A 23,373-nucleotide genomic window follows, 5' to 3' on the forward strand; every position below is an offset into this window, starting at 1 on the left:
CGCTGTGCGCCAGGCGACCTTCCAACGCGCCCGCAGCGACGAGAAGAAGCGTCAGCGGGCCGAAGCGCTGATGGAGGCGGCGCGTTCGGTGGCATTGGAGACCGGTGTCGCCTCGGTGACCCTGACGGCTGTCGCAAGCCGCGCCGGAGTGCACTATTCCGCGGTGCGGCGTTATTTCAGCTCGCACAAAGAGGTGCTGCTGCGTCTGGCCGCCGAAAGCTGGGAACACTGGTCAGCCACCGTCTGCACGGCGCTGCGCGAGCCCGGTCCGATGTCTGCCGCACGGGTCGCGGCGACCCTGACCAGCGGATTGGTCGCCGACCCACTGTTCTGCGACATGCTGGCGAATCTGCACCTGCATCTGGAGCACGAGGTCGATGCCGACCGGGTGATCGAGGTTCGCCGTCGGAGCTCCACGGCGGGATTGGCCATGGCCGACGCCATCGAGCGTGCCCTGCCCGACCTCGGCAAGGAAGGCGCGTTAGACCTGCTGCTGGCCTCGTACTCACTGGCGGCGCCGTTATGGCAGATCGCCCACCCGCCGGCGGACCTCGCCGAGGCCTACTCCGCGGAGACCCAGGTTCCGCCTGATTGGAATCTGGACTTCACCACGGCTTTGACCCGGCTGCTCACCGCCACCTGCGTCGGGCTGCTACGCCAGGAGTGAAGGTCCTGGCGTTGAGATTGCAGCCAGGGCTGCTATCTCAAGTCCCGGCACAGCCCTGAATGCAAAAACAAGACCTCCGTCCACCTAGTTGCCCCTATGCGAATCGGTATCCCGACTGGGCTGCACCCGCTTGGGTTCGCCCGGCATCTTCGGGTAATTCGGCGGGTAGGGCATGTCCCCCAGTCCGCGGGCTTCGTCGGAAGCCACCATGTCGAGCAACGGCTCGAGGGATTGTTCGAGGTCGTCGATGGTGCTCCACGGGTCACCGCGATCAGCGATCAGCTCGGGCACCGTACTGATGGTGTAGTCGTCCGGATCGGCGCCGTCGGCCAACTCATCCCACGTCAACGGCGTGGAGACGGTGGCGATAGGCGTGGCCCGCACCGAATAGGCCGATGCCATGGTGCGGTCGCGGGCGTTCTGGTTGAAGTCGACGAAGATCCGCGCGCCACGTTCTTCCTTCCACCACGAGGCAGTGACCGCGTCCGGTGCGCGTCGCTCAATCTCGCGAGCCAGCGCGATACCTGCCCGGCGGACCTCGATGAAGTCCCAGTCGGTCTTGATCCGCAGATAGACGTGCAGTCCGCGGCCGCCGGAGGTCTTGACGTAGCCGATGAGCCCGAGTTCGTCGAGCAGCGGGCGCACCACCTTGAGCGCGACCGCACGCGCCTCGGCGAAGCCGGTGCCCGGCTGCGGGTCCAGGTCGATGCGCAGTTCGTCGGGGTGGTCGGTATCCGGGCAGCGCACCGGCCAGGGATGGAAGGTCACCGTGCTCATCTGCACAGCCCACAGGACGTCGGCGGGCCGGGTGACCTTGAGGACCTCTGCGGTGCGACCGGACGGGAACGTCACCTGGCAGGACTGCAGACTGTCCGGACGCCCCCGCGGCAGGCGCTTCTGGTAGACCTCGTCGCCATCGATGCCGTCGGGGAACCGCTGCAGATGGCTGGGCCGGTCGGCCAGGGCGTGCAGCAGCGGTCCGCCCGCCACCGCCAGGTAGTAGTCGGCCAGCGCCCGCTTGGTGCCGCCGGCGCCCAACCGGGAGAAGTACACCTTGTCGCCGCTGGTGAACCGGACGGCGGTGCCATCGACATCTAACTCCTCGGAGCCGGCCATCTCAGGTCTCCAGTACGTCGGCGAGGTCGTAGTTCAGCGGCGCCTCGAGCTGTTCGAACGTGCAGCTGGCCGGGTCCCGGTCGGGGCGCCACCGCAGCAGCTTCACGGTGTGCCGGAAGCGGTCCCCTTCCATCTGGTCGTAGGCGACCTCGGCGACCCGCTCGGGCCGGATCGGGACCCACTGCTTGTCGGCGGCAGAGTTCCATCGGCTGGCCTCGCCCTCGCGGATGTCACCGACGCGCAGCGGCTCCAGCTCGGCCTGAAGTTTGAGCCGATCGGCATCGGTGAACGCCGACGAACCGCCCACCATCGCCAGCTCGCCGTCGGGGCGATACAGCCCCAACAGCAGCGAACCGATGCCGGCGCCGCTCTTGTGGATGCGGTATCCCATCACCACGCAGTCGGCGTCCCGGTGGTGTTTGACCTTGACCATCTCGCGCTTGCCGGGCAGATACGGCCCGTCGGTCCGCTTGGCTACCACCCCGTCCAGCCCGGCGCCTTCGAACGTGGTGAGCCAGCGGGTGGCCTGCTCGGGGTCCGCGGTGGCCCGGGTGATGTGACAGCTGGCGCCGCCGGTGATCAGATCGGACAGCGCATCGCGTCGCACCCGAAACGGCTCGTCGAGCAGCGACGCCGAACCGGTGGCCAGCGCGTCGAAGGCGATGAACTGCGCCGGGGTCTGCTGCGCCAGTAACCGCACCCGGCTCTCGGCGGGGTGAATCCGCTGGCTCAGCGAATCCCAGTCCAGCCGGGTCCGCCCGCCGATCTGCCGCGGCACCACCACCTCGCCGTCGAGCACACAACGCGGGGCGGTCTCGGCGCGCAGCGCCTCCAGCAGCTCCGGGAAGTAGCGGCTCAGCGGTTTGCCGTTGCGGGACTGCAGCAGCACGTCATCGCCGTCGCGAAACACAATGACACGAAAGCCATCCCATTTGGGTTCGTAGGACCACCGCCCCGGCTCCTCGCCCTCACCCGGAACCTTGGCGGCTGCCTTGGCGAGCATCGGGGCTACCGGCGGAGCCACGGGAAGGTCCATGGGGTCCATCATGGGCGCTGACGAGTCAGCGCCGCAGGAACTCCAGGACGTGGCGGGCGAGTTCCTCGCCGGCATCCTCTTGCAGGAAGTGCCCGGCGTCGTGGATCGTCGGGTGCGCTCGGCCGTGTGCCCCGACCATCTCGCGCTCGAAGATGGGCGCCATGGCGCCGGTGATCGGGTCGCCGTCACTGAACGCGACCAGCATCGGGGTCTGCGAGGCGCACAGCGCAGCCCACGCCGCCCGGTTGGCCGGGGCCGCCGGATCCTCGGGCGTGGTCGGGATCAGCGACGGCATGGTCCGGGGACCGACGCAATAACTGTCGTCGGGGAACGGGGCGTCGTAGCCGGCCCGCACAGCCTCACTCATCGGCCGGCGGCATCCGGCCTGCACGAACCAACCGACGTTGATCGTCGGTGCGGTCTGGATCGCCTCCCGAAAGCGCCACCAGACCTCCGGCATCGGAATGTCCCCGGTGGGCAGACCGGTGTTGGCCACGACGACGCCACTGAACCGGTCCGGGTTCTCCGCCAGCACCCGCAGCCCGATCAGCCCGCCCCAGTCCTGGCACACCAACGTGACGTTCTGCAGGTCGAGGACGTCGAACGCCAGCGCACGCATCCATTCGACATGGCGCGCGTAGGTGTGGTCTTGCGCGCGGATCGGCTTGTCGGACCGGCCGAATCCGACCAGGTCCGGACAGATGACCCGATACCCCGCCTCGGCCAGGATCGGCATCATCTTGCGGTACAGATACGACCACGACGGCTCGCCATGCAGCATCAGGATCGGGTCCCCGTCTTCAGGACCGTCTTGCACCCACGCCACCCGCAGCGTGCCGCCGGGCTCGTCTTCGTCCAGGTCGTCGAGGTCGCAGAACTGCGGCGGGTAGGCGAAATCCGGGAGGCCGGCGAACCTGTCGTCGGGCGTGCGCAGGGTCTGCATGAGGCGACGATACCGCGAAGGTATATACCCCCGGGGGTGTCTGGTAGGCTGGGATCACCGCGACCAAGGAGGCCTGGAATGTCCGTGGCAATGAGCACCGCAGTGACCGGCGCTGATTTCGACGCAGTTACTGAGAAGACCCGAGAGGTTTTGAAGGACAACGGTTTCGGCGTTCTTACCGAGATCGACATGCAAGCAACACTGAAAGCCAAGCTCGGTGAACAGATGGAGCGCTACCTGATCCTGGGTGCCTGCAATCCGCCGCTGGCGCACCGGGCCGTGACCGCCGAGAAGCGCATCGGGGTGCTGCTGCCCTGCAACATCGTGGTCCGCGAAGACACCGAGCATCCGGGCACGGTGCTGGTGGAGGCCATGAATCCGCAACTGATGGCCCAGGTCATCGACAATCCGGCTTTGGCGGCAATCGCCGACGAAGTGAGCGAGAAAATCCGCACCGTCATCGATACGCTGTCGGTTGCCTTGCGCACCACCTGAAAGGAACCGCCGATGTGCTACCCCGTGCCCTGCCAAGTCTGCGGTAAGACCACCTGGGACGGGTGCGGCGATCACATCGCAGAGGTGAAGGCCCAGGTGCCCCCGGAGCAGTGGTGCGCCGGCCACTCGGAGACGCAACGCTCCTAGTCGCGCCGCTGGGCGCACCGTTTATGGTGTGGGGATGGCCGAGCATTTCATGCCGAACGCACACACGCTGGTGGACATGCTGCGGTTACAGGCGGACCGGTACGGGGACAAGGTCGCGTTCAAATTCGCCCCCGACGGCAATAACGTCACGGCCAGCCTGACATATCGGGAACTCGACGACAAAGCTCGGGCAGTTGGAGCCGATCTCCAGCGGCAGGGCGCTGCCGGGCAAAGGGTGCTGGCGATCTGTCGGCCGGGCCTGGACAGCATCATCAGCATCTTCGGCTGCTTTTACGCTGGGGCGATCGCGGTGCCCGTCGACACGCCGCTGGCCCGCCTGAAGCTGGTCGCGCCCGATGCGCAGGCCACCTTCGCGGTGGCAACCTCCACCACCCAAACCCAACTTCAGATGGCGGCCGCCGATGTGCCCGGCATGTCGGCGCTGCGGTGGTGCGCCATCGACCAAGCCGTCGCCCCCGAAACGTGGCAGGCGCCCGACATCGACCCGAGCAGCACGGCGATGATCCAGTACACCTCCGGTTCGACAAAGTCACCCAAGGGTGTGGTGGTGACGCACGGCAACCTCATGCACAACCTGGAATCCATCCGGCGGGCCTACCACGGCAACGAGGATGAGACGTGCGTCTACTTCCTGCCGCAGCAGCATGACATGGGGCTGATCGGCGGGGTCCTGGAGATGATCTACGTCGGCTGCACCACCGTATTGATGTCGCCGATCGTCTTCTTCCAGCGGCCGATGGCGTGGCTGGAAGCGATGTCTCGGTTCCGCGCCAACACGACTGCAGCACCCAACAGCGCCTACCGGTTGTGCGTCAAACAAAGCACCCCCGAGCAGCGTGCGGCACTGGATCTGTCGCACTGGACCACCGCCGCGAGCAGTTCCGAACCGATCAGTGCATCGACCATTCAGGAGTTCGCCGACGCGTTCGCTCCGGCGGGATTCCGCATTGAGGCGTTTCTCGCGTGCTATGGCCTGGCCGAGGCCACCCTGCTGGTCTCCGCAGACCCCACTCCTGGGGTCGCCGGCGTCCGCTACGTGGACAGCAAGGCGCTGAGCGAGAACCGCACCGTCGACGTCGACGCCACCACCGACGCTGTCGCAGTGGTCAGCTGCGGCCCACCGGTGTACGGCCAACGGGTCGTGATCGCCGACCCGGAGACTCGCCGCCTACTGGGACCGGACGAGGTCGGCGAGATCTGGGTGTCCGGCCCCAGTGTTGGGCAGGGGTATTGGGATCGGCCGATAGAGAACGCACACAGCTTCGCCGGTTTCCTGTCGGACACCGGTGAAGGCCCCTTCCTGCGGACCGGCGACATGGGATTCCTGTGCCAGGGTGAGGTATTCGTCACCGGGCGCTGGAAAGACCTCATCACCATCGGCGACAGCAATTACTTCCCGAACTACATCGAGCCGACTGTGCAGGACAGCCATCCGGCGTTGCTGCCCGACCGCGGCGCGGTCTTCGCGGTGCAACCGAAACCGAATGCCGACAGCCGCCTGGTGATCGTGCAGGAACTGGACTATCGGCAGCAGGTCGCCGAGAGCGACTATGCCGCAATCATGGAGTCCATCCGCGCGTCGGTCAGCGAACAGCACGGTTTGGACGCCCATGACGTATTGCTGGTTCCCGCGATGCGGGTGCCCACCACCTCAAGCGGCAAGATCCAACGGAGCGAATGCCGGCGACAGTTCCTCGCCGGCGAACTCAATGCGCTGGCGCAGTGGCATGCTCCGGCCGCGCCGGCGGTACGGCACCCGCAGGCACCCGAAGGAACCGGCGCGAGCACGCTGGCCCGGATGATCGTTTCCAGCTTGGCGCAGCGCCGTCAGCAGCCAGGAACACCGCCAAATCCCGCCAACAATTAAGGCTCAGACCCCAGGTAGTCGACCAATCGGTCGAGGAGGGGCCGCTGCCCGGCCAACAACTTGATTCGCGCCTGGGCCACCGAGAACCAGCCGACCCGGTCGACTTCAGGAAACTCCCGTCGTTGTCCCGACCGCGGAGGCCACTCCAATTCGAATGTGTTGCTGCGGGCGTCGGTCACGTCGAGGTCGCCGCGCACGGCGAACGCCGTGACCACCTTTCCGCCGGCCTGGCGCACCTCACCCAGATCTGCTCGCTCGCCATCCGGCGGCGGCAGGCCAAGCTCCTCGGCGAATTCACGTCGTGCGGTGTCCCACGGGTCCTCACCCTCGGGTTGTTCGCCCTTGGGAATCGACCAGGCCCCGTCGTCCTTGCGCGCCCAGAACGGTCCACCGGGATGGGCGATCAACACCTCGACTCCGCCGTCGGCGCTCGACCGGTACACCAGTACCCCGGCGCTGCGCTTGGCCACGCCTCACACCCCCACGGCGTGTTCCAGGTCTTCCAGCGCGGTGTTCAAATGCCCGAGCAGGCGCTGCAGGTGCGGAACCGAGCGACGGCAGCCGACCAGCCCGAAATCGAGATTGCCGGCGTTGCTGACGACGGTCATGTTCAGGGCCTGCCCGTCCAACGCGATCGACATCGGATAGTTGCCGTCCAGGCGGGCACCGCGCCAGTACAGCGGCTCGGCCGGGCCGGGCACGTTGGAGATGACGATGTTGAACGGTGGCTTGGCCGCCGAGACGAACCCGGGAATCGCCGCCAAGGCCAGCGGCGCCATGTTGGCCGCCGACAACGCCAGCGCCTGGGTGCGCGGCAGTTCGCTGAACACCTTCTTGTTGCGGCGCATCGACTCGCTGATGGTCTCCAGCCGCTGCGCCGGGTCTTCGAGGTCGGTGGCCAGGTTGCACAAGATGGTGCCGACCATGTTGCCCCCGGAGTCGGCTTCGGCTTCGGTGCGCAGGCTCACCGGGACCATCGCCACCAGGGGATGGTCCGGCAGGGCGCTGCGCTCATCGAGGTAACCACGCAGCGCGCCGGCGCACATCGCCAGCACCACATCGTTGAGGGTGACGCCGGCCGCCCGTTTGACCGCGATCACCCGCTCCACCGGCCAGGACTGCGCCGCACATCGGCGGGCGCCGCCGATCTTGACGTTGAGCATGGTGCGCGGCGCTTCGAACGGCAGGGTCAGTTGTTGCTCCAGCAGTGCGGCACGCGCCAGCTTCACCGTCGACGGGCCCAGGGCGGCAACGCCTTTGACCATCGAGGTCAGTTCGCTCAACGGAGACGGAGAATCCGGGCGCGGCCGTGACTGGGGCCGGACCGACCACGGGGTGCGCAGTTCCGACTCCCGCGGGTCGGTCGAGAGCGTGTGGCGCATCAGCCGCAGCAGCGAGACACCGTCGATCAGCGAGTGGTGGACCTTGACGTAGACCGCGAACCGGCCGTCGGCCAGCCCCTCCACCACGTGGGCTTCCCACAGCGGGCGGTGCCGGTCAAGCAGGCTGCCGTGCAGCCGAGAGGTCAGCTCCAACAGGTCGCGCACTCGCCCGGGTACCGGCAGCGCCGAGCGCCGCACGTGGTACTCGAGGTCGACGTCGTCGTCGAAGGCCCAGCGCAGGCTCGAGATGCCACCGAACAGTGACGCCGGACGCTTCCGGAACGCGGGCTGCAGATCACGGGCGCCCAGCAGGCCCCGGTAGATCTCGCCGACGAATTCCGGTCCGGAGCCCTCCGGCGGCTCCAACAACATCAGCCCGCCGACGTGCATAGGGTGCTCACGCGTTTCGGTCAGCAGAAAGACCGAGTCGAGCGGTGACATCAACTGCATCGATCTATTAGACCGTTCCAAGTGGGTGATCGTTAGTGATCACGCGACTTGCACCCCGTCTCGGGGTTGTTCGGCAGCCTCGCGGCTGCGTCCCTTCCGCGCTTCACAGCCACCGGCCCGGCTACGCCGGGTCTTACGGTCGGCTCCACGCTTGACGGCGGCCCCAACTGGGCCGACGACGCTATTGGGTTCCTCGTAGCGCGCGAGGTTCACAGCGGCGCAATCATCACGCTGATGGAAGGCTGAACACGAGTCGCATTGCCAGTGTTCAGCCCAGCCGATGTCCTGCACATGCCGGCAGGCATGACAGGTTTTCGACGACGGAAACCAGCGGTCAGCGACCACCAGTTGTGACCCGTACCAGCGTGTCTTGTAGGACAGGTGCCGGCGCGGTGTGCCCAGAGCCGCATCGGAGAGTCCGCGCCGACGAGCGCGGGCCCCCGGCAGGCCCTTTTGCCGCAGCATCCCCGCCGCATCCAACCCTTCCATCACGATGCGGCCGTGAGTTTTGGCCAACCGTGTGGTCAGGACGTGCAGGTGATGGGTGCGAACATCGTTGACCCGGCGATGCAGCCGGGACATCTCGGTGCTGCGCTCACGATAGCGGCGCGAGCCTTTCCTACACCGGGAGCGGGCACGACTGACGTGCCGCATTGCTTTGAGTGCCGCTTCGAGCGGTCGCGGATTGGGCACCCGCTCAATCACATTGCCGTCAGCGTCGGCGACGGTGGCCAGTCGGCGCACCCCGACGTCGACCCCCACCCGCGAGCCGGGACGGGCGGTATGGGGCTGTTGGGGGCGTTGCACCACCACCCGAACCGACACGTCCAGCCGCGTACCGTTGCGCCGCACCGTCATCGCCAGGACCCGCGCCCGCCCCGCTCGGATGAGCCGTTCAATCCGGCGGGTGTTCTCATGCGTACGAACAGTGCCAATGACCGGCAAGGTTAAGTGCCGGCGGTCAGGCTCGACGCGCATCGCCCCAGTCGTGAACGACACTCGATCGGCGTCACGGCCCTTGCGCTTGAACCGCGGGAAACCCACCCGCTTACCGGTGCGCGCGCCAGATCGGCTCTGCTGCCAGTTCCAGTACGCATCCACAGCACCGGCCACCCCGTCGGCGTACGCCTCCTTCGAGCACTCCGGCCACCACACAACCCCGGTCTCGGCGTTGACACACACGCCGTCTTTGGCCTGATTCCAGCGTTTACGCAGTGACTGCAGCGACGGTTTCGCCGCCTCGACACCAGTCTCACGCCACGCCCTGGTATCGGCTTTCAGAACCGCCACAGCCCAGTTATATGCCTTACGGCGAGCACCGAAATGCCTAGCCAACGCGCGGGCCTGATCTTCGGTCGGGTCCAAAGTGAACCGGAAAGCCTGTACCCAACAGCCTTCGGGGATCTCGAAGCGCGCCATCAGGGCGCCTCATCGTCATTGGCAGCCGCAATAGCTCTTTTAGCCCGGTTGGCCGCGGCACGTCTCCCGTAGACCTGGGCACACATGCGGGTGAGGATCTCGGTCATATCGCGCACCAGAAACCAGCGATACGCGGTCACCCGAGCAGCGCCGTTGCGGTCAGCCGCCTCCGCCAGATTCATACACCCGTTCCTACAACGCACCACCGACAACTACCGACCACCGAGACCTCGACAGCTGACGACCCCGGAGGGACCCATGGCCGCTTGCTAGTCTTGCCCCGTGCGCCGGCGGGCCGTTGTCTGTGTCGCCTCGGCCGCGTGCTTGCTCGCGGCCGGTATTGTCGCGCCCGCCGCTCCGGCAGATCCCGCCGTTGCCGGCAAGACGGTGTTTCTGGACCCCGGGCACAGCGGCGCCAACGACGCCTCGATCGCCCGGCAGGTTCCCAACGGGCGCGGCGGCACCAAGCCCTGCCAGACCAGCGGAACCGCCGCCGCCGATGGCTACCCCGAGCACAGCCTGAACTGGGACGTGACCAACCGGATCCGGTCCGAACTCGAACGGCTGGGCGTGCACACCGAACTCTCACGCGGCGACGACACCTCGGTAGGCCCGTGCATCGACGCGCGCGCCGCTGCGGCCAATGCCGCGCATCCGGACGCGATCGTGTCCATCCACGCCGACGGCGGGCCCGCCTCGGGCCGCGGGTTTCACGTCAACTACTCCAGTCCGGCGCTCAACGACGCCCAGTCCGGACCGGCGGTGGTGCTGGCCGGCGACATTCGGGATTCCTTGACGGCCGCGGGAATTCCCCAGTCCAGCTACCTCGGCGCCGAGGGCATGTACGGGCGAGCGGATCTGGCCGGGCTGAATCTGGCCGAGTATCCGGCGGTGCTGGTCGAGCTGGGCAACATGCGTAGTGCCCAGGACGCGGCGCTGCTGGAAAGTGCCGACGGGCGAGCGCAGTACGCCGCGGCGGTCACCAGCGGGATCGTGGCCTACCTCAGCAGGTGACGATGGCTCAACGCGGATTCGGTCGTACCGCCAGAACACTTTTCGGGGTGGCCGCCCTGACCCTGGCGCTGACGGGCTGCGCACCCGACAGCGCCCCGACGGTGATTGCCGGGCACGCGATATCGATGCTGTATGACCCTGGACGGGTCGGGGGACTGCCCACCGCCGAGGGGCCCAGCGGCCCGCGCGGCGACGTTCCGCCGGTGACCGCCCGGGTAAGAAACAGCGACGGCGGGGACATCGACCGCCTCTCGCTGCTGGCAATCGATGACATCGAGGACTTCTGGACGCAGCACTACGCCGAGGCGCTGCGCGGACGCTTCCAGCCGGTCTCGACGCTGATGTCCTATGACTCCACTGACGCAGACGGCCCGTCGGTGTGCGGCGGCGAGGTCTACCACCTGCCGAACGCGATGTATTGCCGCCGGATGGACACCATGGCATGGGACCGCGCCAAGTTCTTGCCCACCGCCCGAAAGTACTTCGGCGACATGGCGGTCAACGGGACGCTGGCGCACGAATACGGGCACGCCCTGCAGAACATGGCCGGGATCGTCAATCCGCTGACGCGCACCCTGGTCCGCGAACAGCAGGCCGACTGTTTTGCCGGGGTGTATCTGCAATGGGTGGCCGCGGGCAGTTCGCCGCGGGTGCAGTTGAGCACCGGCGACGGGCTCAACCATGTGCTGGCCGGGCTGATCGTGATCCGCGACCCGGTGTCGACGCCGGACAATCCGGTCTCGATCTCCGATGAGCACGGCACCGCACTGGACCGCGTCGGGGCCTTTCAAACCGGCTTCGACGGCGGCGCGGCGATGTGCGCCGAGATCGACATGGACGAGATCCGCAAGCGACGTGGCGATCTGCCCAATTCCCTGTTCGATTCGGAAAACCCGCAAAGCGACCTCACGATCGACGAGTCGGTGTTGTCCACCCTGATGGAGCAGCTGGGCCAGGTCTTCGGCTTGTCCCGCCCGCCGGAGCTGGCCACGTCGGGCAAATGCCCCAGTGGTCACCAGCCCGATCCGGTGGCCTACTGCCCGGAGTCCAACCTCATCGTCGTCGATCTGGCCGGACTGCAGGAGATAAGCGCGCCGACCGATCAGTCCACGCTGGGTATGCCGCAGGGCGACAACACCGGATTGTCGGCCGTCACTTCGCGGTATGCGCTTGCGGTGCAACGTGAACGCGAGGTCGGTTTGGAGTCGGCGGCGGCGGCGTTGCGCACCGCGTGTCTGACCGGGGTGGCCCAGCGCCGGATGGCCGAGCCCATGACGCTGTCATCCGGCCCGGGCTTGACGCTGGCCGGCGGCGACCTCGACGAGGCGGTCACCGGTCTGCTGATGAACGGCATCGTCGCCAGCGACGCCGACGACAACACCGTGCCGGCGGGCTTCACCCGGATCCTCGCGTTCCGCTCCGGGCTGCACGGCGACATCGACGGATGCTTCGAGCGGTTCGGGTGATGGGCGCGATGTCATGAACCGTCCAGACGACCCGCGCCAACGGCCGGAGCGGCGGACCACGCCGATACCGCGGCCACCACAGCAGCCGCAGGGGCCGCGCGGACCGGGTGGGCCGGGTGGGCCACCCCCGCAGCGACCGCGGCCGCCCGAACGGCCCTGGTATCTAGAGGTCCGCCGGCCCCCGACACCCCCGCCGCACCGAATACCACCGCCCCCTCAGCCGCACCGGCCACCGCCGTCGGGCCCTCGCCCTCCGGTACCGCCGGACCGTCGCGCGCCGCGGGCGGGCTCGGATGCCGGTGCCCCGAAACCGGCGAGCCCGCAACCTCCGTCGAACCGCGCCGTGCTGATCGCCGCGGGCCTGACCGGACTGCTGGCCCTCGGCGTGCTTCTGACGTTGGTGCTGCGCGGCACCGTCGGCGGCTCGGGCCCCGTCGAGCTCGATGTGCTCAAGGCCCAAGACGGAGTTCTCCAGGTGCTCACCGACCCGATCAACGGCTACGGACGCGACAACGTGACCAATGTCCGCTGCAACAACGGGGTGAATCCGACCGTGCGCAAGGGCACCAGTTTCAGCTGTGTGGTCACTGTCGACGGCGCTCAGCGCCGGGTGCTCGCGGAATTCACCGACGACGCCGGGACGTATGCGGTCGACCGTCCGCGGTGATGTCTTAGCTGGTAAAACGCGGAAAAGTCCACGCAAAGTCGTTGTTGGGCAACGTCTGTGGGCTGACTAGGAGTTGGCTGACGAGCTAGGTCCGAGCGGGCCGCAGCGAAATAGGGTCACACGCGCCGATCCAACTACTGCGCCCTGTGGCCCTGAGGAGTTCGATGACCTACGTCAAGCCGCCCGAGCTGATCAATGTGATGATCGACGCCGGCCAGTCCAAGATTTTCATGTCCACCCGTGACACCCTGATCCGCGCATTCATGGCCGGTGCGACACTGGCGCTGGGCGCGGCCTTCGCGGTGACCATGACGGTGCAGACCGGTCACGCGATCATCGGGGCAATGCTGTTTCCGGCCGGTTTTTGCATTCTCTACCTGCTCGGATACGACTTGCTGACCGGCGTGTTCGTGTTGGCGCCGCTGGCCTGGCTCGACAAGCGTCCGGGGGTCACGATCGGCGGAGTGCTGCGGAACTGGGGACTGGTTTTCCTCGGCAACTTCGCCGGTGCCTTCACCGTCGCGGTGCTGATGGCGATCGTGTTCACCTACGGCTTCTCCAGCCCGCCCAACGAAATCGGTCAGGCGATCGGGCACATCGGCGAGGCGCGCACGCTCGGCTATGCCGCACACGGTTTTCCGGGCATGCTGACGTTGTTCGTGCGCGGCATGTTGTGCAACTGGATGGTGTCCACCGGGGTAGTCGGAGCCATGCTGGCCACCGACGTCACCGGGAAGGTGATCGCCATGTGGCTGCCCGTATCACTGTTCTTCGCAATGGGATTCGAGCACTCGGTCGTCAACATGTACCTGTTCCCCTCCGGCCTGATGCTCGGCGGGCACTTCACCATCGGGGACTACATCGAGTGGAACGAGATTCCCACGGTGCTGGGCAATCTGGTGGGCGGATTGGCGTTCACCGGGTTGGCGATGTACGCGACTCATTCGCGGACCGCACCCAAGCGCAACACTGCGGCGGTGCAGAAGGAAGTGACTGCCGGAGTCTGACCGCCGCATCGCGACCGGGCGCGGTGATCAGCGACGATCCGGGTGATCGATCCTGGTGAGCTTGCGGGCGACGTGAGCCACCGGCGTGTTGGTGTCCTGCGAAATCTTCACCAGCAGGTTGAAGGCGGCCGTGGCGTCGATGTCGTACCGCTCCATCAAGGCGCCCTTGGCCTGGCCGATCGTGTCGCGGTTTTCGATGGCGCGCTGTAGTTGCTCGGCCTCGCGGACCAAGGCCCGTCGTTGTTCGTGGTGGTGCGCGTTTTCGGTGGCACTGACCGCGCTCAAGACCCGCAGTAGCTCCGCCGCCGACCAGGACTCACCGTCTTCGAGGGCACGCTCCATCGTGGCGACGGCCTGCTGAACCTGCGTGACCGGCTCAACGTGGTGCACCGCCCCCAACAGCACGCCGTGGTCAATCAGGGGCGCATTCCAGGGCTTCCACACCTTCGGCACGAACTTATCGGGGGTGCGCAGGTCGCGAACGTCGTAACGCTGCAGCCACATCCGATGGGGACGGCCGGTGCGCATTGCTGTCTCCAGCGACATCTCGAGATTCGATCTGCCGTTGGCTTTCGGGTCGCTGGGGTTTTCCGGAAAGGCGTCGAACAGGAAATCGCCCAGCAGCTCGGTGCGCCGACGCAGCGATATCCGTTCGTAGGCTGCGTTCACGCCCCGGATCCGTAGATCGCGGTCCAGCAGCAGGACAGCCCCGGTTGTACGACCTTGGCCCAGCCGCCGGGCCATCTCATCGAATCGGTCCTGACCCGGCAATTTCATTACAGCTGCCACGGTTCCCTCATAGCCAGCCCCCGCACCGCCAACAGCGAGCCCCCTACCCGACAAATCGTATCGGCGGCAAAGCACCAGTCCGGCCGAGAGGGGCCCGACAAACAGAAAACCCCGGCCGAAGCCGGGGCAATCCGTAACTGATGAGGCGACTCATCATGTGGCGGTGGCGGAGGGATTTGAACCCTCGGTGGGGGGTTACCCCACACACGCTTTCGAGGCGTGCTCCTTAGGCCGCTCGGACACGCCACCGCGGGACAGCGTACCCAACGAGGGGGCCATCAGCCCAATCGCTGCCGGGCGAAGAACGCTTCCAGTGGTGCAGCGCACTCTGCGGCGAGCACTCCACCTCGTACTTCGGGGCGATGGTTGAGCCGGCGGTCGCGCACTACGTCCCACAATGAACCGACGGCCCCGGTCTTGGGTTCGAAGGCCCCGAACACCAGGCGTTGCACCCGCGCGGCCACCAGGGCGCCCGCGCACATGGTGCAGGGCTCCAGGGTGACGGCCAGCGTCGCGCCGGTCAGTCGCCAACCGTCACCGAGGACGGCGGCAGCAGCGCGGATGGCCAGCAGTTCGGCGTGCGCGGTCGGGTCGGACAGAGTTTCGCGCGCATTGGCCGCCTGGGCCAGCACGGTGCCGTCGGGACCGACCACCACCGCACCCACCGGCACATCGCGGGGTCCGGCCTGGCCGGCGGCCACCAGGGCCGCGCGGATCAGGTCCTCGTCGGTGAGCGGGCCGCTCACCGACTGCGTCGCGGCAGCGCCGCGGTGAGCTGCTCGTCGAATCCCATCTCGTTGGCGATTCGGTGCAGCTGCTCTTCGACGGCCAGATCGGGCTCGTCGAGAATGACGCTGAGCACCGCGGCGGGCAGGCCGATGTCGGACAGCACCCCCAGATCGCCCTCCTCGAACGGGTCGGCGTCCTCCAGGTCGTCGGCGTCGATGTCGGCGTCGATCTCCTCGAGCACCTCGTCGGCGAGGTCGTAATCCAGGGCTGCGGTGGCATCCGAGAGCAGCAGGCGGGTGCCGGCCGGACCCGGCCGGATGATCACAAAGAACTCGTGGTCGACATTGATCAGACCGAAAACAGCCCCGGCGCTGCGCAGTTCACGTAGCTCGGTCTCTGCTGTGGACAGGCTGGTAAGGGCCGCGGCACGCATCGACGTGCACCGCCACTTGCCATCTTCGCGCACAACAGCAACTCCGAAACCGTCCAGCGTCTCTGCCGGCCGGCCCGGTGCAGACGAGCTCTGTGCTCCCATGGGCGCCTACGGTAGTCGCCGCTTACGCCCTTGACCAGCGTGTGCCAACCTGGACAGGTGGCAGTAAGCACAGTGAAAACTCCGGTGTGCGTTTTGGGGCTCGGTCTGATCGGCGGTTCGGTGCTGCGTGCGGCCGCGGCGGCGGGCCGGACGACGTTCGGCTACAACAGGTCAGCCGACGGGGTGAACGCCGCAGTCGCCGACGGATTCGACGCCACCACCGAGCTCGAAACAGCCCTCAAGCGCGCCGCGGCGACCGGTGCGCTGATCGTGATCGCCGTCCCGGTACCGGCGCTGCCGATGCTGCTCGGCCCCATCAGCCGCCTGGCACCCGACTGCCCCCTGACCGACGTCACCAGCGTCAAGAGCCCGGTGCTCGATGAGATCACCGCGGCGGGACTACAGGCTCGCTTCGTCGGTGGCCATCCGATGGCTGGGACCGCCCACTCCGGTTGGCCGGCCGGGCACGCCGACCTGTTTCAGGGCGCACCGTGGGTGATCAGCGTCGACGACCAGGTGGACCCGGCGGTGTTCGCGCAGGTGCTGGACCTGATTCTGGACTGCGGGTCGCTGGCGGTACCGGCGCGCTCGGAGGAACACGATGCGGCCGCGGCCGCCATCTCTCATCTGCCGCACCTGATGGCTGAGGCGCTGGCCGTGACGGCGGCCGACGTACCGCTGGCGTTCGCGCTGGCCGCCGGATCCTTCCGCGACGGCACCCGGGTGGCCGGAACGGCTCCCGATCTGGTCCGGGCGATGTGTGAGGCCAATTGGCAGCGGCTGCTGCCGGCGCTGGATCGCGCAATCGCATTGTTGTCCGACGCGCGTGATTCGCTGTCGGCCTCGGATTCGGTGGCCGAGCTGGTTAATCATGGGCACGCCGCCCGCACGCGCTACGACAACTTCCCCCGCAGCGAGATCGTCACGGTCGTCGTCGGCGCCAAGGACTGGCGCCGGGAATTGGCCGCTGCCGGGCGGGCCGGCGGGGTGATCAGATCCGCGTTGCCAACCCGGGATAGTCGATGACGAAGCCGTCGGCATCGACGGTGACGGTGGTGCCGCGGGCATCGGTTCCCGGCGTGATCACCTTGATGCCCGGCCGGGTCCCGACGCTGCTGTAGCTGGCGGTCGCCGCCACCACCGACATGTCGGGCAGGTTCAGGTACAGCGTGGGCAGGGTGATCGCAGCCTCCCGCTCGTGCAGCCGGGCCCGCCGGATCGGCAAGGTGTTGAAAAACGGGCTGAACAGCATGTCGATGTCCAGGGCACCGTCATAGCCGGCGCGGGACTGCCCGCGGGCGTCCGTGACCAGCCACATGTTCTCTTCGTCGCGGGCGATCACCAGCTGGCGTTCCCGTTCGGCGAGGGTGACGGTCAGCCCCAGCCGTTTGGTGGCGCCGGACTCATCGGTGTGCAGGTCGTAATAGACGCCGAACGCCGGGTGGTCGGCGGTGGCCCCGGCCACGATGCGGCCATTGGCCCGGATCCGGTTTCCGGATAGCTGCACACGAACCGACTCCATCCGGGGGGCGTCGGGCGCCCGCCAGGTCAGAATCGCCGGCCACTGACCGGACGGGGCTGCACTCACCAATCCACCGTAAGCGACCGGCCAACGATCCGCAGTCAGCGCCCCCCGGTGCGCAAACTCACCAGAACCCGTTCATTCCTGGCCTCTACGCGGCAAGATGTCCCCATGAGCAGCGACCCGAGCGTGCCCGTCGACCCGCCTGCGAGCGAAGCCAGCACCCCGCCGCCTGCGGCGACGATGCCGTTGACCCGCGCCGGCGCACTGTGGAGCGCGCTGATCGCTGGTTTCCTGGTCCTGATCGTGTTGCTGGTGTTCATCACCCAGAACACTGGCCCGGTCGATCTGGCGTTCTTGACCTGGACCTGGAGCCTGCCGAAGGGCGTGGCGATCCTGCTGGCGGCGATCTGCGGCGGGCTGCTGACCGCCCTGGTGGGGACCGCGCGGATCTTCCAGCTGCGTCGCGCCGCCAAGAAGACTCTCGCGGCTCGGCGGTAGCCCGCCGGGATCAGCCCGCGGCTTCGCCGCTTTCCTCGCTGCCGGGCAATCGGGCCTGATTGCGCGGCAGCAGGTCCCAGACATGCTCGGTGCCGTTCGTCGCTGCCACTGCGGCCTGGCCGGACCGTGAGTACAGCAGCCGCGTGATCGACACGTAATCGATGGGAAACGACAGCAACCGCTGGGTGCCCAGAACCTGGTGCAGGATCACGTTGATCACGCCGCCATGGCTGAACACCGCGACCGTGTCGTCGGGCCCGGAGCCGGCCACCACGGCGGCGACCGCGTCAGCGACTCGGGCGCAGAACGCGGCCTCGTCGACGTCGGCGGGCAGGTGCCCCTGCGCCATCCGGGCCCAATCCTGGGGCCGCTCGGTGCGCAGCTGTTCGACGGGCAGATAGCCGGCCAGATCGCGGTCGTACTCGGCGAACCGCTCATCGATGTCGACGCTGCGCCCGAGTTGCGCGGCCAGCGGCTCAGCGGTCTGGATCGCCCGGCGCTGCGGGCTGCTGACCAGCCGGGTGATCGGGAATCGCGCCAGCGCGTCCGGCAGGCGTTGTGCCTGGGCGAAGCCGGTCTCGGACAGCTCGGGATCTGAGCCCTGGCCATACTCGCTGCGTAGCGGCAGGGCATGGCGGATCAGCAGCAACTGCACGCCTGTCACCATAAGGGGCCAGCTCGGCCCGGCCTCACGGGGTGACGATGTTGAAGTTCGGGTCGGGGTTGTCCAGTACGCCGAGCAGGTTCGCCCAGGCGCTCTGGTCGCCGGAGACCTCCAGCCCACCATTGCCCAACAGCGCCGCCAGCAGCGCCAGCTTGGTGGGCGCGGTGACGGTGACGTCCGCGCTGCCGGAGTCCGCCGGCGTCTTGCGGTGCACGAGCACCCCGTTGCGCAGGGTGAGGCGATAGTTGACCCCAGTGTCGGCGAACGAGACGTCGAGGGCCAGCGACAGGTCCCAGGCGCGCGGCCCGTTGATCCGGATCGCCAGGCTCTCGAAGAGCTGCTCGGGGCTCAGTTGCGAGATCAGGCCCACCGAGGTGACCTGGCCGACGGTGCCGAAGTTGCCGGTGCGCAATTCGGTGGCGCCGGAGAGGAAGAAGTTGCGCCAGGTCGCGTTCTCCGCGCCGTAGGCCAGTTGTTCGAGCGTGTCGGCGTAGAGCCTGCGTGCCCCCGCGTGGTCGGCGTCGGTGAACATCGCATGGTCGAGCAGGGTTGCTGCCCAACGGAAATCGCCGTCATTGAAGGCTGCCTCGGCCAGTTCGACGACGCGGTCGACGCCGCCCAGCGCTGCCGTGTAGCGGGGTCCCAGGGCCTCGGGCGGGTGCGGCCACAACCGGGCCGGGTTGCCGTCGAACCAGCCCAGGTACCGCTGGTAGACGGCTTTGACGTTGTGGCTCACCGAGCCGTAGTAACCGCGGGCGTGCCAGGCGTTTTCCAGCGCGGGCGGCAGCTGGAACTGTTCGGCGATCTCGACTCCGGTGAAGCCGCGGTTGAGCAGCCGCAGCGTCTGGTCGTGCAGGTAGGCGTACAGATCGCGCTGCAGCCCGAGGTATTCCGCGATTCGCTCGGTGCCCCACGTCGGCCAGTGGTGCGAGGCGAAGACGACGTCGGCCCGCCCGGCGAAAGTGTCGATGGCCTCGGTGAGGTAGCCGGCCCAGGCCCGCGGATCGCGGACCAGTGCGCCACGCAGGGTCAGCAGGTTGTGCTGGTTGTGGGTGGCGTTCTCGGCCATGCACAGCGCCCGGAATTGCGGGAAGTAGAAATGCATTTCGGCCGGCGCTTCGGTGCCCGGCGCCATCTGGAACTCGATCTGTACGCCATCGATGACATGGGACTCGCCGGTCTGGGAGATGGTGACGGTGGGGACGATGACCGACACCTCCCCGGTCGAGGTGTTCTGGCCCAGGCCGCAGCCGACCTGCCCGCGTGGCCCGCGGTCCAGCACGGTGCCGTACATGTAGCCGGCCCGGCGCAGCATCGCAGTCCCGGCGTAGACGTTCTCGGCCACCACGTGCTCGATGAAGCCCTCCGGGGCCAGCACGGCCACCCGCCCGGCATCGACGTCGGCCTGCGACGTCACGCCCAACACGCCGCCGAAATGGTCGGCGTGACTGTGGGTGTAGATCACCGCGGTGACGGGGCGGTCCGCGCCGCGGTGCTCTCGGTAGAGCTTCAGTGCGGCGGCGGCGACCTCGGTGGAGATCAGCGGATCGATGACGATGACCCCGGAGTCGCCTTCGACGAAGGTGATGTTGGAGATGTCGAAGCCGCGCACCTGGTAGATGCCCTCGACCACTTCGTAGAGGCCCTGTTTGGCGGCCAGCTGCGATTGGCGCCACAGCGACGGGTGCACCGAAGTCGGCGGGTCACCGGCGAGGAAGTCGTAGCTGTCGTTGTCCCAGACCACTTGGCCGTCGGCCGCGGTGATGACACACGGCGTCAATGCGGCGATGAAGCCCCGGTCTGCGTCGGCGAAATCCGTTGTGTCACCGAAGGGCAGCGCCTTGCGGTGCGCGGCGTGGGCGGCTTCGATCGTTGCACTCACCGGCTGGTTTTCCATGGCGCCCAGCTTGCCACCAATGCCGTGCCGCGGTGTGAGTTGTCGCGTCAGTGGCGCCGACGCAACGAGGTCAGTGCGTTGCGCAGCCGCTTCGGCCACGATGGACGGGCGACCCGGTCTCGCGTCTCGCGCGCCTCATTGGCGTAATCGCGGATGGATTCGTCGCCTTCTTCAGCACGCATGGGATCACTACTCCGGTGAGTCGTCGGGCGGGGCCGGCGGGTCTTCGGGAACCAGCCGTTCGGGCACCTCGGCGGGCGCCAGTCGTTCCGGCGGTTCCGCGGGCACCAGTCGTTCCGGCGGCTCGTCGGGAACCCGCCGCTGTGGCGGCTCTTCCGGCCGGCCCGGTTCGGGTGGCAGTTCGGGATTCATCTGGGTCGCCTACCCGCCGGGCGGCGGGTGCAAACCCCGGGGCTACCGGGGCAGGCGCACCGTGAAGGCGGTCCGGCCGGGTTCGCTGCTGACGGCGATGGTGCCCCGGTGTGCCCGGACCACCGCCGAGGCGATCGCCAGCCCGAGACCGGTGCTGCCGCCCTTGCGCGATCGGGAGGTGTCCCCGCGGGCGAACCGCTGGAAGATCTCCGGCAGGAATTCCGCGGGGATTCCCGGGCCGTCATCGGTGACGCTGAGCACGGCGTCGTCGCCGTCGACACCCAGCCGAAGGGTCACCACGGTTCCCGGGCCGGTGTGGACACGGGCGTTGGTCAGCAGGTTGGCCACCACCTGGTGCAACCGGGCGGCGTCACCGGGCACCGTCACCGGCTCGTCGGGCAGATCGAGTTGCCACTGATGATCCGGCCCCCCGACGTGCGCATCGCTGAGGGTGTCGACCGCCATCCGGGACAGGTCCACCGGCTCGTGCTCCAGCGGACGGCCGGAGTCCAACCGGGCCAGCAGCAGCAGGTCTTCGACCAGTTGGGTCATCCGCTCGGTCTCGGACTGCACCCGGCTCAACGCATGCGCCAAGGCTTGCGAGTCCGCGCCATCGGATGCCGGAATTCGTTGCGCCAGCTCGGTGTAACCACGGATCGCGGTCAGCGGTGTGCGCAGCTCATGACTGGCGTCGGCGACGAATTGGCGCACCCGGGTCTCGCTGTCCTGGCGGGTCGACAGCGCGGCAGCGATGTGGTCGAGCATCCGGTTGACCGCGGCGCCCAGTTGTCCGACCTCGGTGCGGGGATTGGCGTCGGATTCGGCGACGCGCACCGGCAGCGTCGCCTCACCGCGATCCAACGGCAGGCCGGCGACTTCGCCGGCGGTCTGCGCGACGCGGCGCAGCGGGGTCAGTGCTCGCCGGATCACCACGCTGCCGGCGGTGGCCACCGCGGCCACGGCGACCAGGGTGACCAGGCCGAAGATCAGCAGCACCCGGACCATGGTGTCGTCCACCGCAGCCAGCGGCAGCCCGGTGACCACCACGTCGTCACCACGTCGAGCGGTGGTCGCGACCACCCGGTAGCGGCCCACGCCGTCGAGGCGACGCGTCACCGGCGGTTCCCCGGCCAACACATCGGTCAATCGTGTTGTGGCTGACGGGCTCAGTTCCTCCCGCTGACCCGAGATGCTCAGATAGCCCGCCTCGACGCCTTGACCAGGTCCGGAAGCACTCCCGCTTTCGATCACGGCACCGACCATGCCGGCCGGCTGGCCGGGGGCGTCCAGGAAGTCCGGACCCGGCCCCGGGCGCGGCCGGTGGTGCCGATGCCCGGGCGGCGGCAATGGCTGGCCGTGCAGCCGCGCGGAGCGGCGTGAGGCGTCGGAGAGCTGATGGTCGAGTTGGCCGACCAGATACTGGTAGAGGGCCAGTTCCGTCACCGCACCGATACCGAGGCAGGCCACGGTGAGCAGCACGATCTGACCGACCAGCAGCCGCGCCCGCAGCGACCAGGGACGCCAGAGATTAAGGAGCGGGCTTGAGCACATAGCCCGCACCGCGCAGCGTGTGGATCATCGGCGATCGGCCGTTGTCGATCTTCTTACGCAGGTAGGAGATGTAGAGCTCGACGATGTTGGCCCGGCCGCCGAAGTCGTAGTCCCACACCCGGTCCAGGATCTGCGCCTTGGACAGCACCCGCTTGGCGTTGTGCATCAGGTAACGCAGCAGCTCGAATTCGGTGGACGTCAACGTGATCGGGTCACCGCCCCGGGTCACCTCATGGGAATCCTCGTCGAGCACCAGGTCACCGACCACGATCTGGGCGCCGGCCTCGGCGGTGCTCACCCCGGTGCGGCGCAACAGCGCTCGCAGCCGCAACACCACTTCTTCGATGCTGAACGGCTTGGTGACGTAGTCGTCGCCACCGGCGGTCAACCCCGCGATGCGGTCCTCCAGGCCGTCCTTAGCGGTCAAGAACAGCACCGGTAGCCGCGGGTTGATCTCCCGCAGCTTGTGCAGGACGTCGAGTCCGCTCATGTCGGGAAGCATCACGTCGAGCACCACGACGTCGGGACGTTCGGCCTTGGCGGCGGCGATCGCCGAGGCACCATCCCCGGCCATCGCGGTGGTCCAGCCCTCGTAGCGCAGCGCCATCGACACCATCTCGGCCAGCACCGACTCGTCGTCGACCACCAGCACCGTGATGGGCTTGCCGTCGGCGCGCGACATCACGACACGTTCGACCGATCCCCGTGGCGCAGACATCACGTTCCAGTATGTCGGTCGCGCCGATATGTTCATCGCATGGCACGCTCACCGCAGGAAATCTTCGACCATCACCTCCAGGCTCTGCTCGCGCGCGACGTCGACGAGCTGCTCGTCGACTACACCGACGACTCGGAGCTGATCACTCCCGCCGGCGTAGCGCAGGGCAGCGGCGGCATCCGGGCCGCGTTCAGCCAGCTGTCCGCGGCACTGGCCGATGCGAACTTCGAAATCAAGTCGCAGACCTACAGCGGCAACGTGCTGCTGCTGGAATGGACGCTGGACGCACCGGGTTTCGGCGTCGACGGGGTGGACACCTTCCTGTTCGACGAGGACTCGATCCGGGTGCAGACGATCTCCCAGCAGGTCCGCCCCAAGAGCTGACACCGCTGCAAACG

Annotated in this window: 26 protein-coding genes, 1 tRNA gene and 1 pseudogene; 10 read left to right on the top strand and 18 right to left on the bottom strand. The window is 67.8% G+C overall.

What is annotated here, in order from left to right:
* Positions 1-4: 4 nt before the first annotated feature.
* A complete protein-coding gene (locus RCP37_RS20660) occupies positions 5-667 on the top strand; it encodes a TetR/AcrR family transcriptional regulator (protein WP_308484798.1) in 663 nt (220 codons plus the stop codon).
* Positions 668-751: 84 nt separating this feature from the next.
* Here RCP37_RS20660 and RCP37_RS20665 read toward each other — a convergent pair whose 3' ends face one another.
* From RCP37_RS20665 to RCP37_RS20675, 3 genes are read right to left on the bottom strand one after another with little or no spacing between them, the layout of a single operon-like run.
* Positions 752-1,783 (bottom strand): DNA polymerase domain-containing protein, encoded by a 1,032-nt coding sequence (locus tag RCP37_RS20665; protein ID WP_308484799.1) that lies wholly within the window; start codon positions 1,781-1,783, stop codon positions 752-754.
* Between the two features lies 1 nt (position 1,784).
* The gene (locus RCP37_RS20670; protein WP_308487180.1) at positions 1,785-2,828 is read right to left on the bottom strand and encodes an ATP-dependent DNA ligase; all 1,044 of its coding nucleotides are present in this window, start codon (positions 2,826-2,828) and stop codon (positions 1,785-1,787) included.
* Positions 2,829-2,844: 16 nt separating this feature from the next.
* Positions 2,845-3,762 (bottom strand): haloalkane dehalogenase, encoded by a 918-nt coding sequence (locus RCP37_RS20675; RefSeq protein ID WP_308484800.1) that lies wholly within the window; start codon positions 3,760-3,762, stop codon positions 2,845-2,847.
* Positions 3,763-3,840: 78 nt separating this feature from the next.
* On the opposite strand from RCP37_RS20675, the gene RCP37_RS20680 reads away from it, so the two are divergent.
* Together RCP37_RS20680 and RCP37_RS20685 are read left to right on the top strand one after the other, a co-directional pair.
* Positions 3,841-4,257: a DUF302 domain-containing protein gene (locus RCP37_RS20680; RefSeq protein WP_308484801.1), complete on the top strand. Its 417-nt coding sequence runs from the start codon at positions 3,841-3,843 to the stop codon at positions 4,255-4,257.
* 181 nt (positions 4,258-4,438) lie between these two features.
* A complete protein-coding gene (locus tag RCP37_RS20685) occupies positions 4,439-6,292 on the top strand; it encodes a fatty acyl-AMP ligase (RefSeq protein ID WP_308484802.1) in 1,854 nt (617 codons plus the stop codon).
* Here RCP37_RS20685 and RCP37_RS20690 read toward each other — a convergent pair.
* The 4 genes and pseudogenes from RCP37_RS20690 to RCP37_RS20705 form a co-directional block, all read right to left on the bottom strand.
* Positions 6,289-6,762, bottom strand: a complete 474-nt coding sequence (locus RCP37_RS20690) for an NUDIX hydrolase (RefSeq protein ID WP_308484803.1) — start codon at positions 6,760-6,762, stop codon at positions 6,289-6,291. The genes RCP37_RS20685 and RCP37_RS20690 overlap by 4 nt on opposite strands.
* Positions 6,763-6,765: 3 nt before the next feature.
* Positions 6,766-8,124 carry a WS/DGAT/MGAT family O-acyltransferase gene (locus RCP37_RS20695; RefSeq protein ID WP_308484804.1) on the bottom strand — a complete coding sequence of 453 codons (1,359 nt, stop codon included), beginning with the start codon at positions 8,122-8,124 and terminating at the stop codon, positions 6,766-6,768.
* Between the two features lie 39 nt (positions 8,125-8,163).
* On the bottom strand, positions 8,164-9,543 hold the full coding sequence (tnpB, locus tag RCP37_RS20700) for an IS607 family element RNA-guided endonuclease TnpB (protein WP_308484805.1): 1,380 nt from the start codon (positions 9,541-9,543) through the stop codon (positions 8,164-8,166).
* Positions 9,543-9,662: pseudogene (locus tag RCP37_RS20705) on the bottom strand (IS607 family transposase); the annotation flags it as partial. The pseudogene RCP37_RS20705 and the gene tnpB, both read right to left, overlap by 1 nt.
* Positions 9,663-9,825: 163 nt before the next feature.
* Here RCP37_RS20705 and RCP37_RS20710 point away from each other — a divergent pair.
* The 4 genes from RCP37_RS20710 to RCP37_RS20725 all read left to right on the top strand — a co-directional run bounded on the left by RCP37_RS20710 (position 9,826) and on the right by RCP37_RS20725 (position 13,697).
* Positions 9,826-10,557 (top strand): Rv3717 family N-acetylmuramoyl-L-alanine amidase, encoded by a 732-nt coding sequence (locus RCP37_RS20710; protein ID WP_308484806.1) that lies wholly within the window; start codon positions 9,826-9,828, stop codon positions 10,555-10,557.
* Between the two features lie 2 nt (positions 10,558-10,559).
* Entirely contained in the window at positions 10,560-12,023 is a 1,464-nt protein-coding gene (locus RCP37_RS20715; RefSeq protein WP_308484807.1) for a neutral zinc metallopeptidase, read from the top strand.
* Between the two features lie 343 nt (positions 12,024-12,366).
* Positions 12,367-12,690 (top strand): DUF4333 domain-containing protein, encoded by a 324-nt coding sequence (locus tag RCP37_RS20720; RefSeq protein WP_308484808.1) that lies wholly within the window; start codon positions 12,367-12,369, stop codon positions 12,688-12,690.
* Positions 12,691-12,854: 164 nt separating this feature from the next.
* Positions 12,855-13,697 carry a formate/nitrite transporter family protein gene (locus tag RCP37_RS20725; protein ID WP_308484809.1) on the top strand — a complete coding sequence of 281 codons (843 nt, stop codon included), beginning with the start codon at positions 12,855-12,857 and terminating at the stop codon, positions 13,695-13,697.
* A gap of 27 nt (positions 13,698-13,724) precedes the next feature.
* Here the strand turns inward: RCP37_RS20725 and RCP37_RS20730 are convergent, their stop codons facing one another.
* The 4 genes from RCP37_RS20730 to RCP37_RS20745 all read right to left on the bottom strand — a co-directional run bounded on the left by RCP37_RS20730 (position 13,725) and on the right by RCP37_RS20745 (position 15,750).
* Positions 13,725-14,486, bottom strand: coding sequence for an ANTAR domain-containing protein (locus RCP37_RS20730; protein ID WP_308484810.1), 762 nt, complete (start codon positions 14,484-14,486; stop codon positions 13,725-13,727).
* 158 nt (positions 14,487-14,644) lie between these two features.
* A tRNA-Ser gene (locus RCP37_RS20735) sits at positions 14,645-14,735 on the bottom strand.
* A 29-nt stretch (positions 14,736-14,764) separates the two neighbouring features.
* On the bottom strand, positions 14,765-15,232 hold the full coding sequence (locus tag RCP37_RS20740) for a nucleoside deaminase (RefSeq protein WP_308484811.1): 468 nt from the start codon (positions 15,230-15,232) through the stop codon (positions 14,765-14,767).
* Complete coding sequence (locus RCP37_RS20745) at positions 15,229-15,750, bottom strand: tRNA adenosine deaminase-associated protein (protein WP_308484812.1); 522 nt, start codon at positions 15,748-15,750, stop codon at positions 15,229-15,231. The genes RCP37_RS20740 and RCP37_RS20745 overlap by 4 nt, the downstream gene beginning before the upstream one ends.
* Positions 15,751-15,834: 84 nt before the next feature.
* Here RCP37_RS20745 and RCP37_RS20750 point away from each other — a divergent pair, with 84 nt between their 5' ends.
* The gene (locus RCP37_RS20750; RefSeq protein ID WP_308487181.1) at positions 15,835-16,776 is read left to right on the top strand and encodes a prephenate dehydrogenase; all 942 of its coding nucleotides are present in this window, start codon (positions 15,835-15,837) and stop codon (positions 16,774-16,776) included.
* Here RCP37_RS20750 and RCP37_RS20755 read toward each other — a convergent pair.
* Positions 16,742-17,338: a putative glycolipid-binding domain-containing protein gene (locus tag RCP37_RS20755; protein WP_373693077.1), complete on the bottom strand. Its 597-nt coding sequence runs from the start codon at positions 17,336-17,338 to the stop codon at positions 16,742-16,744. The genes RCP37_RS20750 and RCP37_RS20755 overlap by 35 nt on opposite strands.
* A 105-nt stretch (positions 17,339-17,443) precedes the next feature.
* On the opposite strand from RCP37_RS20755, the gene RCP37_RS20760 reads away from it, so the two are divergent.
* Entirely contained in the window at positions 17,444-17,773 is a 330-nt protein-coding gene (locus RCP37_RS20760) for a LapA family protein (RefSeq protein WP_308484813.1), read from the top strand.
* A gap of 10 nt (positions 17,774-17,783) precedes the next feature.
* Here RCP37_RS20760 and RCP37_RS20765 read toward each other — a convergent pair whose 3' ends face one another.
* The 6 genes from RCP37_RS20765 to RCP37_RS20790 are packed head-to-tail and all read right to left on the bottom strand — an operon-like array spanning position 17,784 to position 22,939.
* Entirely contained in the window at positions 17,784-18,428 is a 645-nt protein-coding gene (locus tag RCP37_RS20765) for a histidine phosphatase family protein (protein ID WP_308484814.1), read from the bottom strand.
* 34 nt (positions 18,429-18,462) lie between these two features.
* Positions 18,463-20,334, bottom strand: coding sequence for an alkyl/aryl-sulfatase (locus RCP37_RS20770; protein WP_308484815.1), 1,872 nt, complete (start codon positions 20,332-20,334; stop codon positions 18,463-18,465).
* Positions 20,335-20,381: 47 nt separating this feature from the next.
* Positions 20,382-20,516, bottom strand: a complete 135-nt coding sequence (locus RCP37_RS20775; RefSeq protein ID WP_308484816.1) for a hypothetical protein — start codon at positions 20,514-20,516, stop codon at positions 20,382-20,384.
* 7 nt (positions 20,517-20,523) lie between these two features.
* Positions 20,524-20,706, bottom strand: coding sequence for a hypothetical protein (locus RCP37_RS20780; protein ID WP_308484817.1), 183 nt, complete (start codon positions 20,704-20,706; stop codon positions 20,524-20,526).
* 42 nt (positions 20,707-20,748) lie between these two features.
* Positions 20,749-22,257, bottom strand: coding sequence for a sensor histidine kinase (locus RCP37_RS20785; protein WP_308484818.1), 1,509 nt, complete (start codon positions 22,255-22,257; stop codon positions 20,749-20,751).
* The gene (locus RCP37_RS20790) at positions 22,235-22,939 is read right to left on the bottom strand and encodes a response regulator transcription factor (RefSeq protein WP_308487183.1); all 705 of its coding nucleotides are present in this window, start codon (positions 22,937-22,939) and stop codon (positions 22,235-22,237) included. The genes RCP37_RS20785 and RCP37_RS20790 overlap by 23 nt, the downstream gene beginning before the upstream one ends.
* A gap of 75 nt (positions 22,940-23,014) precedes the next feature.
* Between RCP37_RS20790 and RCP37_RS20795 the strand changes: the two genes are divergently transcribed.
* The gene (locus RCP37_RS20795) at positions 23,015-23,359 is read left to right on the top strand and encodes a nuclear transport factor 2 family protein (RefSeq protein ID WP_308484819.1); all 345 of its coding nucleotides are present in this window, start codon (positions 23,015-23,017) and stop codon (positions 23,357-23,359) included.
* The last annotated feature ends 14 nt before the right edge of the window (positions 23,360-23,373 follow it).

This window comes from Mycolicibacter sp. MU0102 (genome assembly GCF_963378105.1).
GTDB classification, from domain to species: Bacteria; Actinomycetota; Actinomycetes; order Mycobacteriales; family Mycobacteriaceae; genus Mycobacterium; species Mycobacterium holstebronense.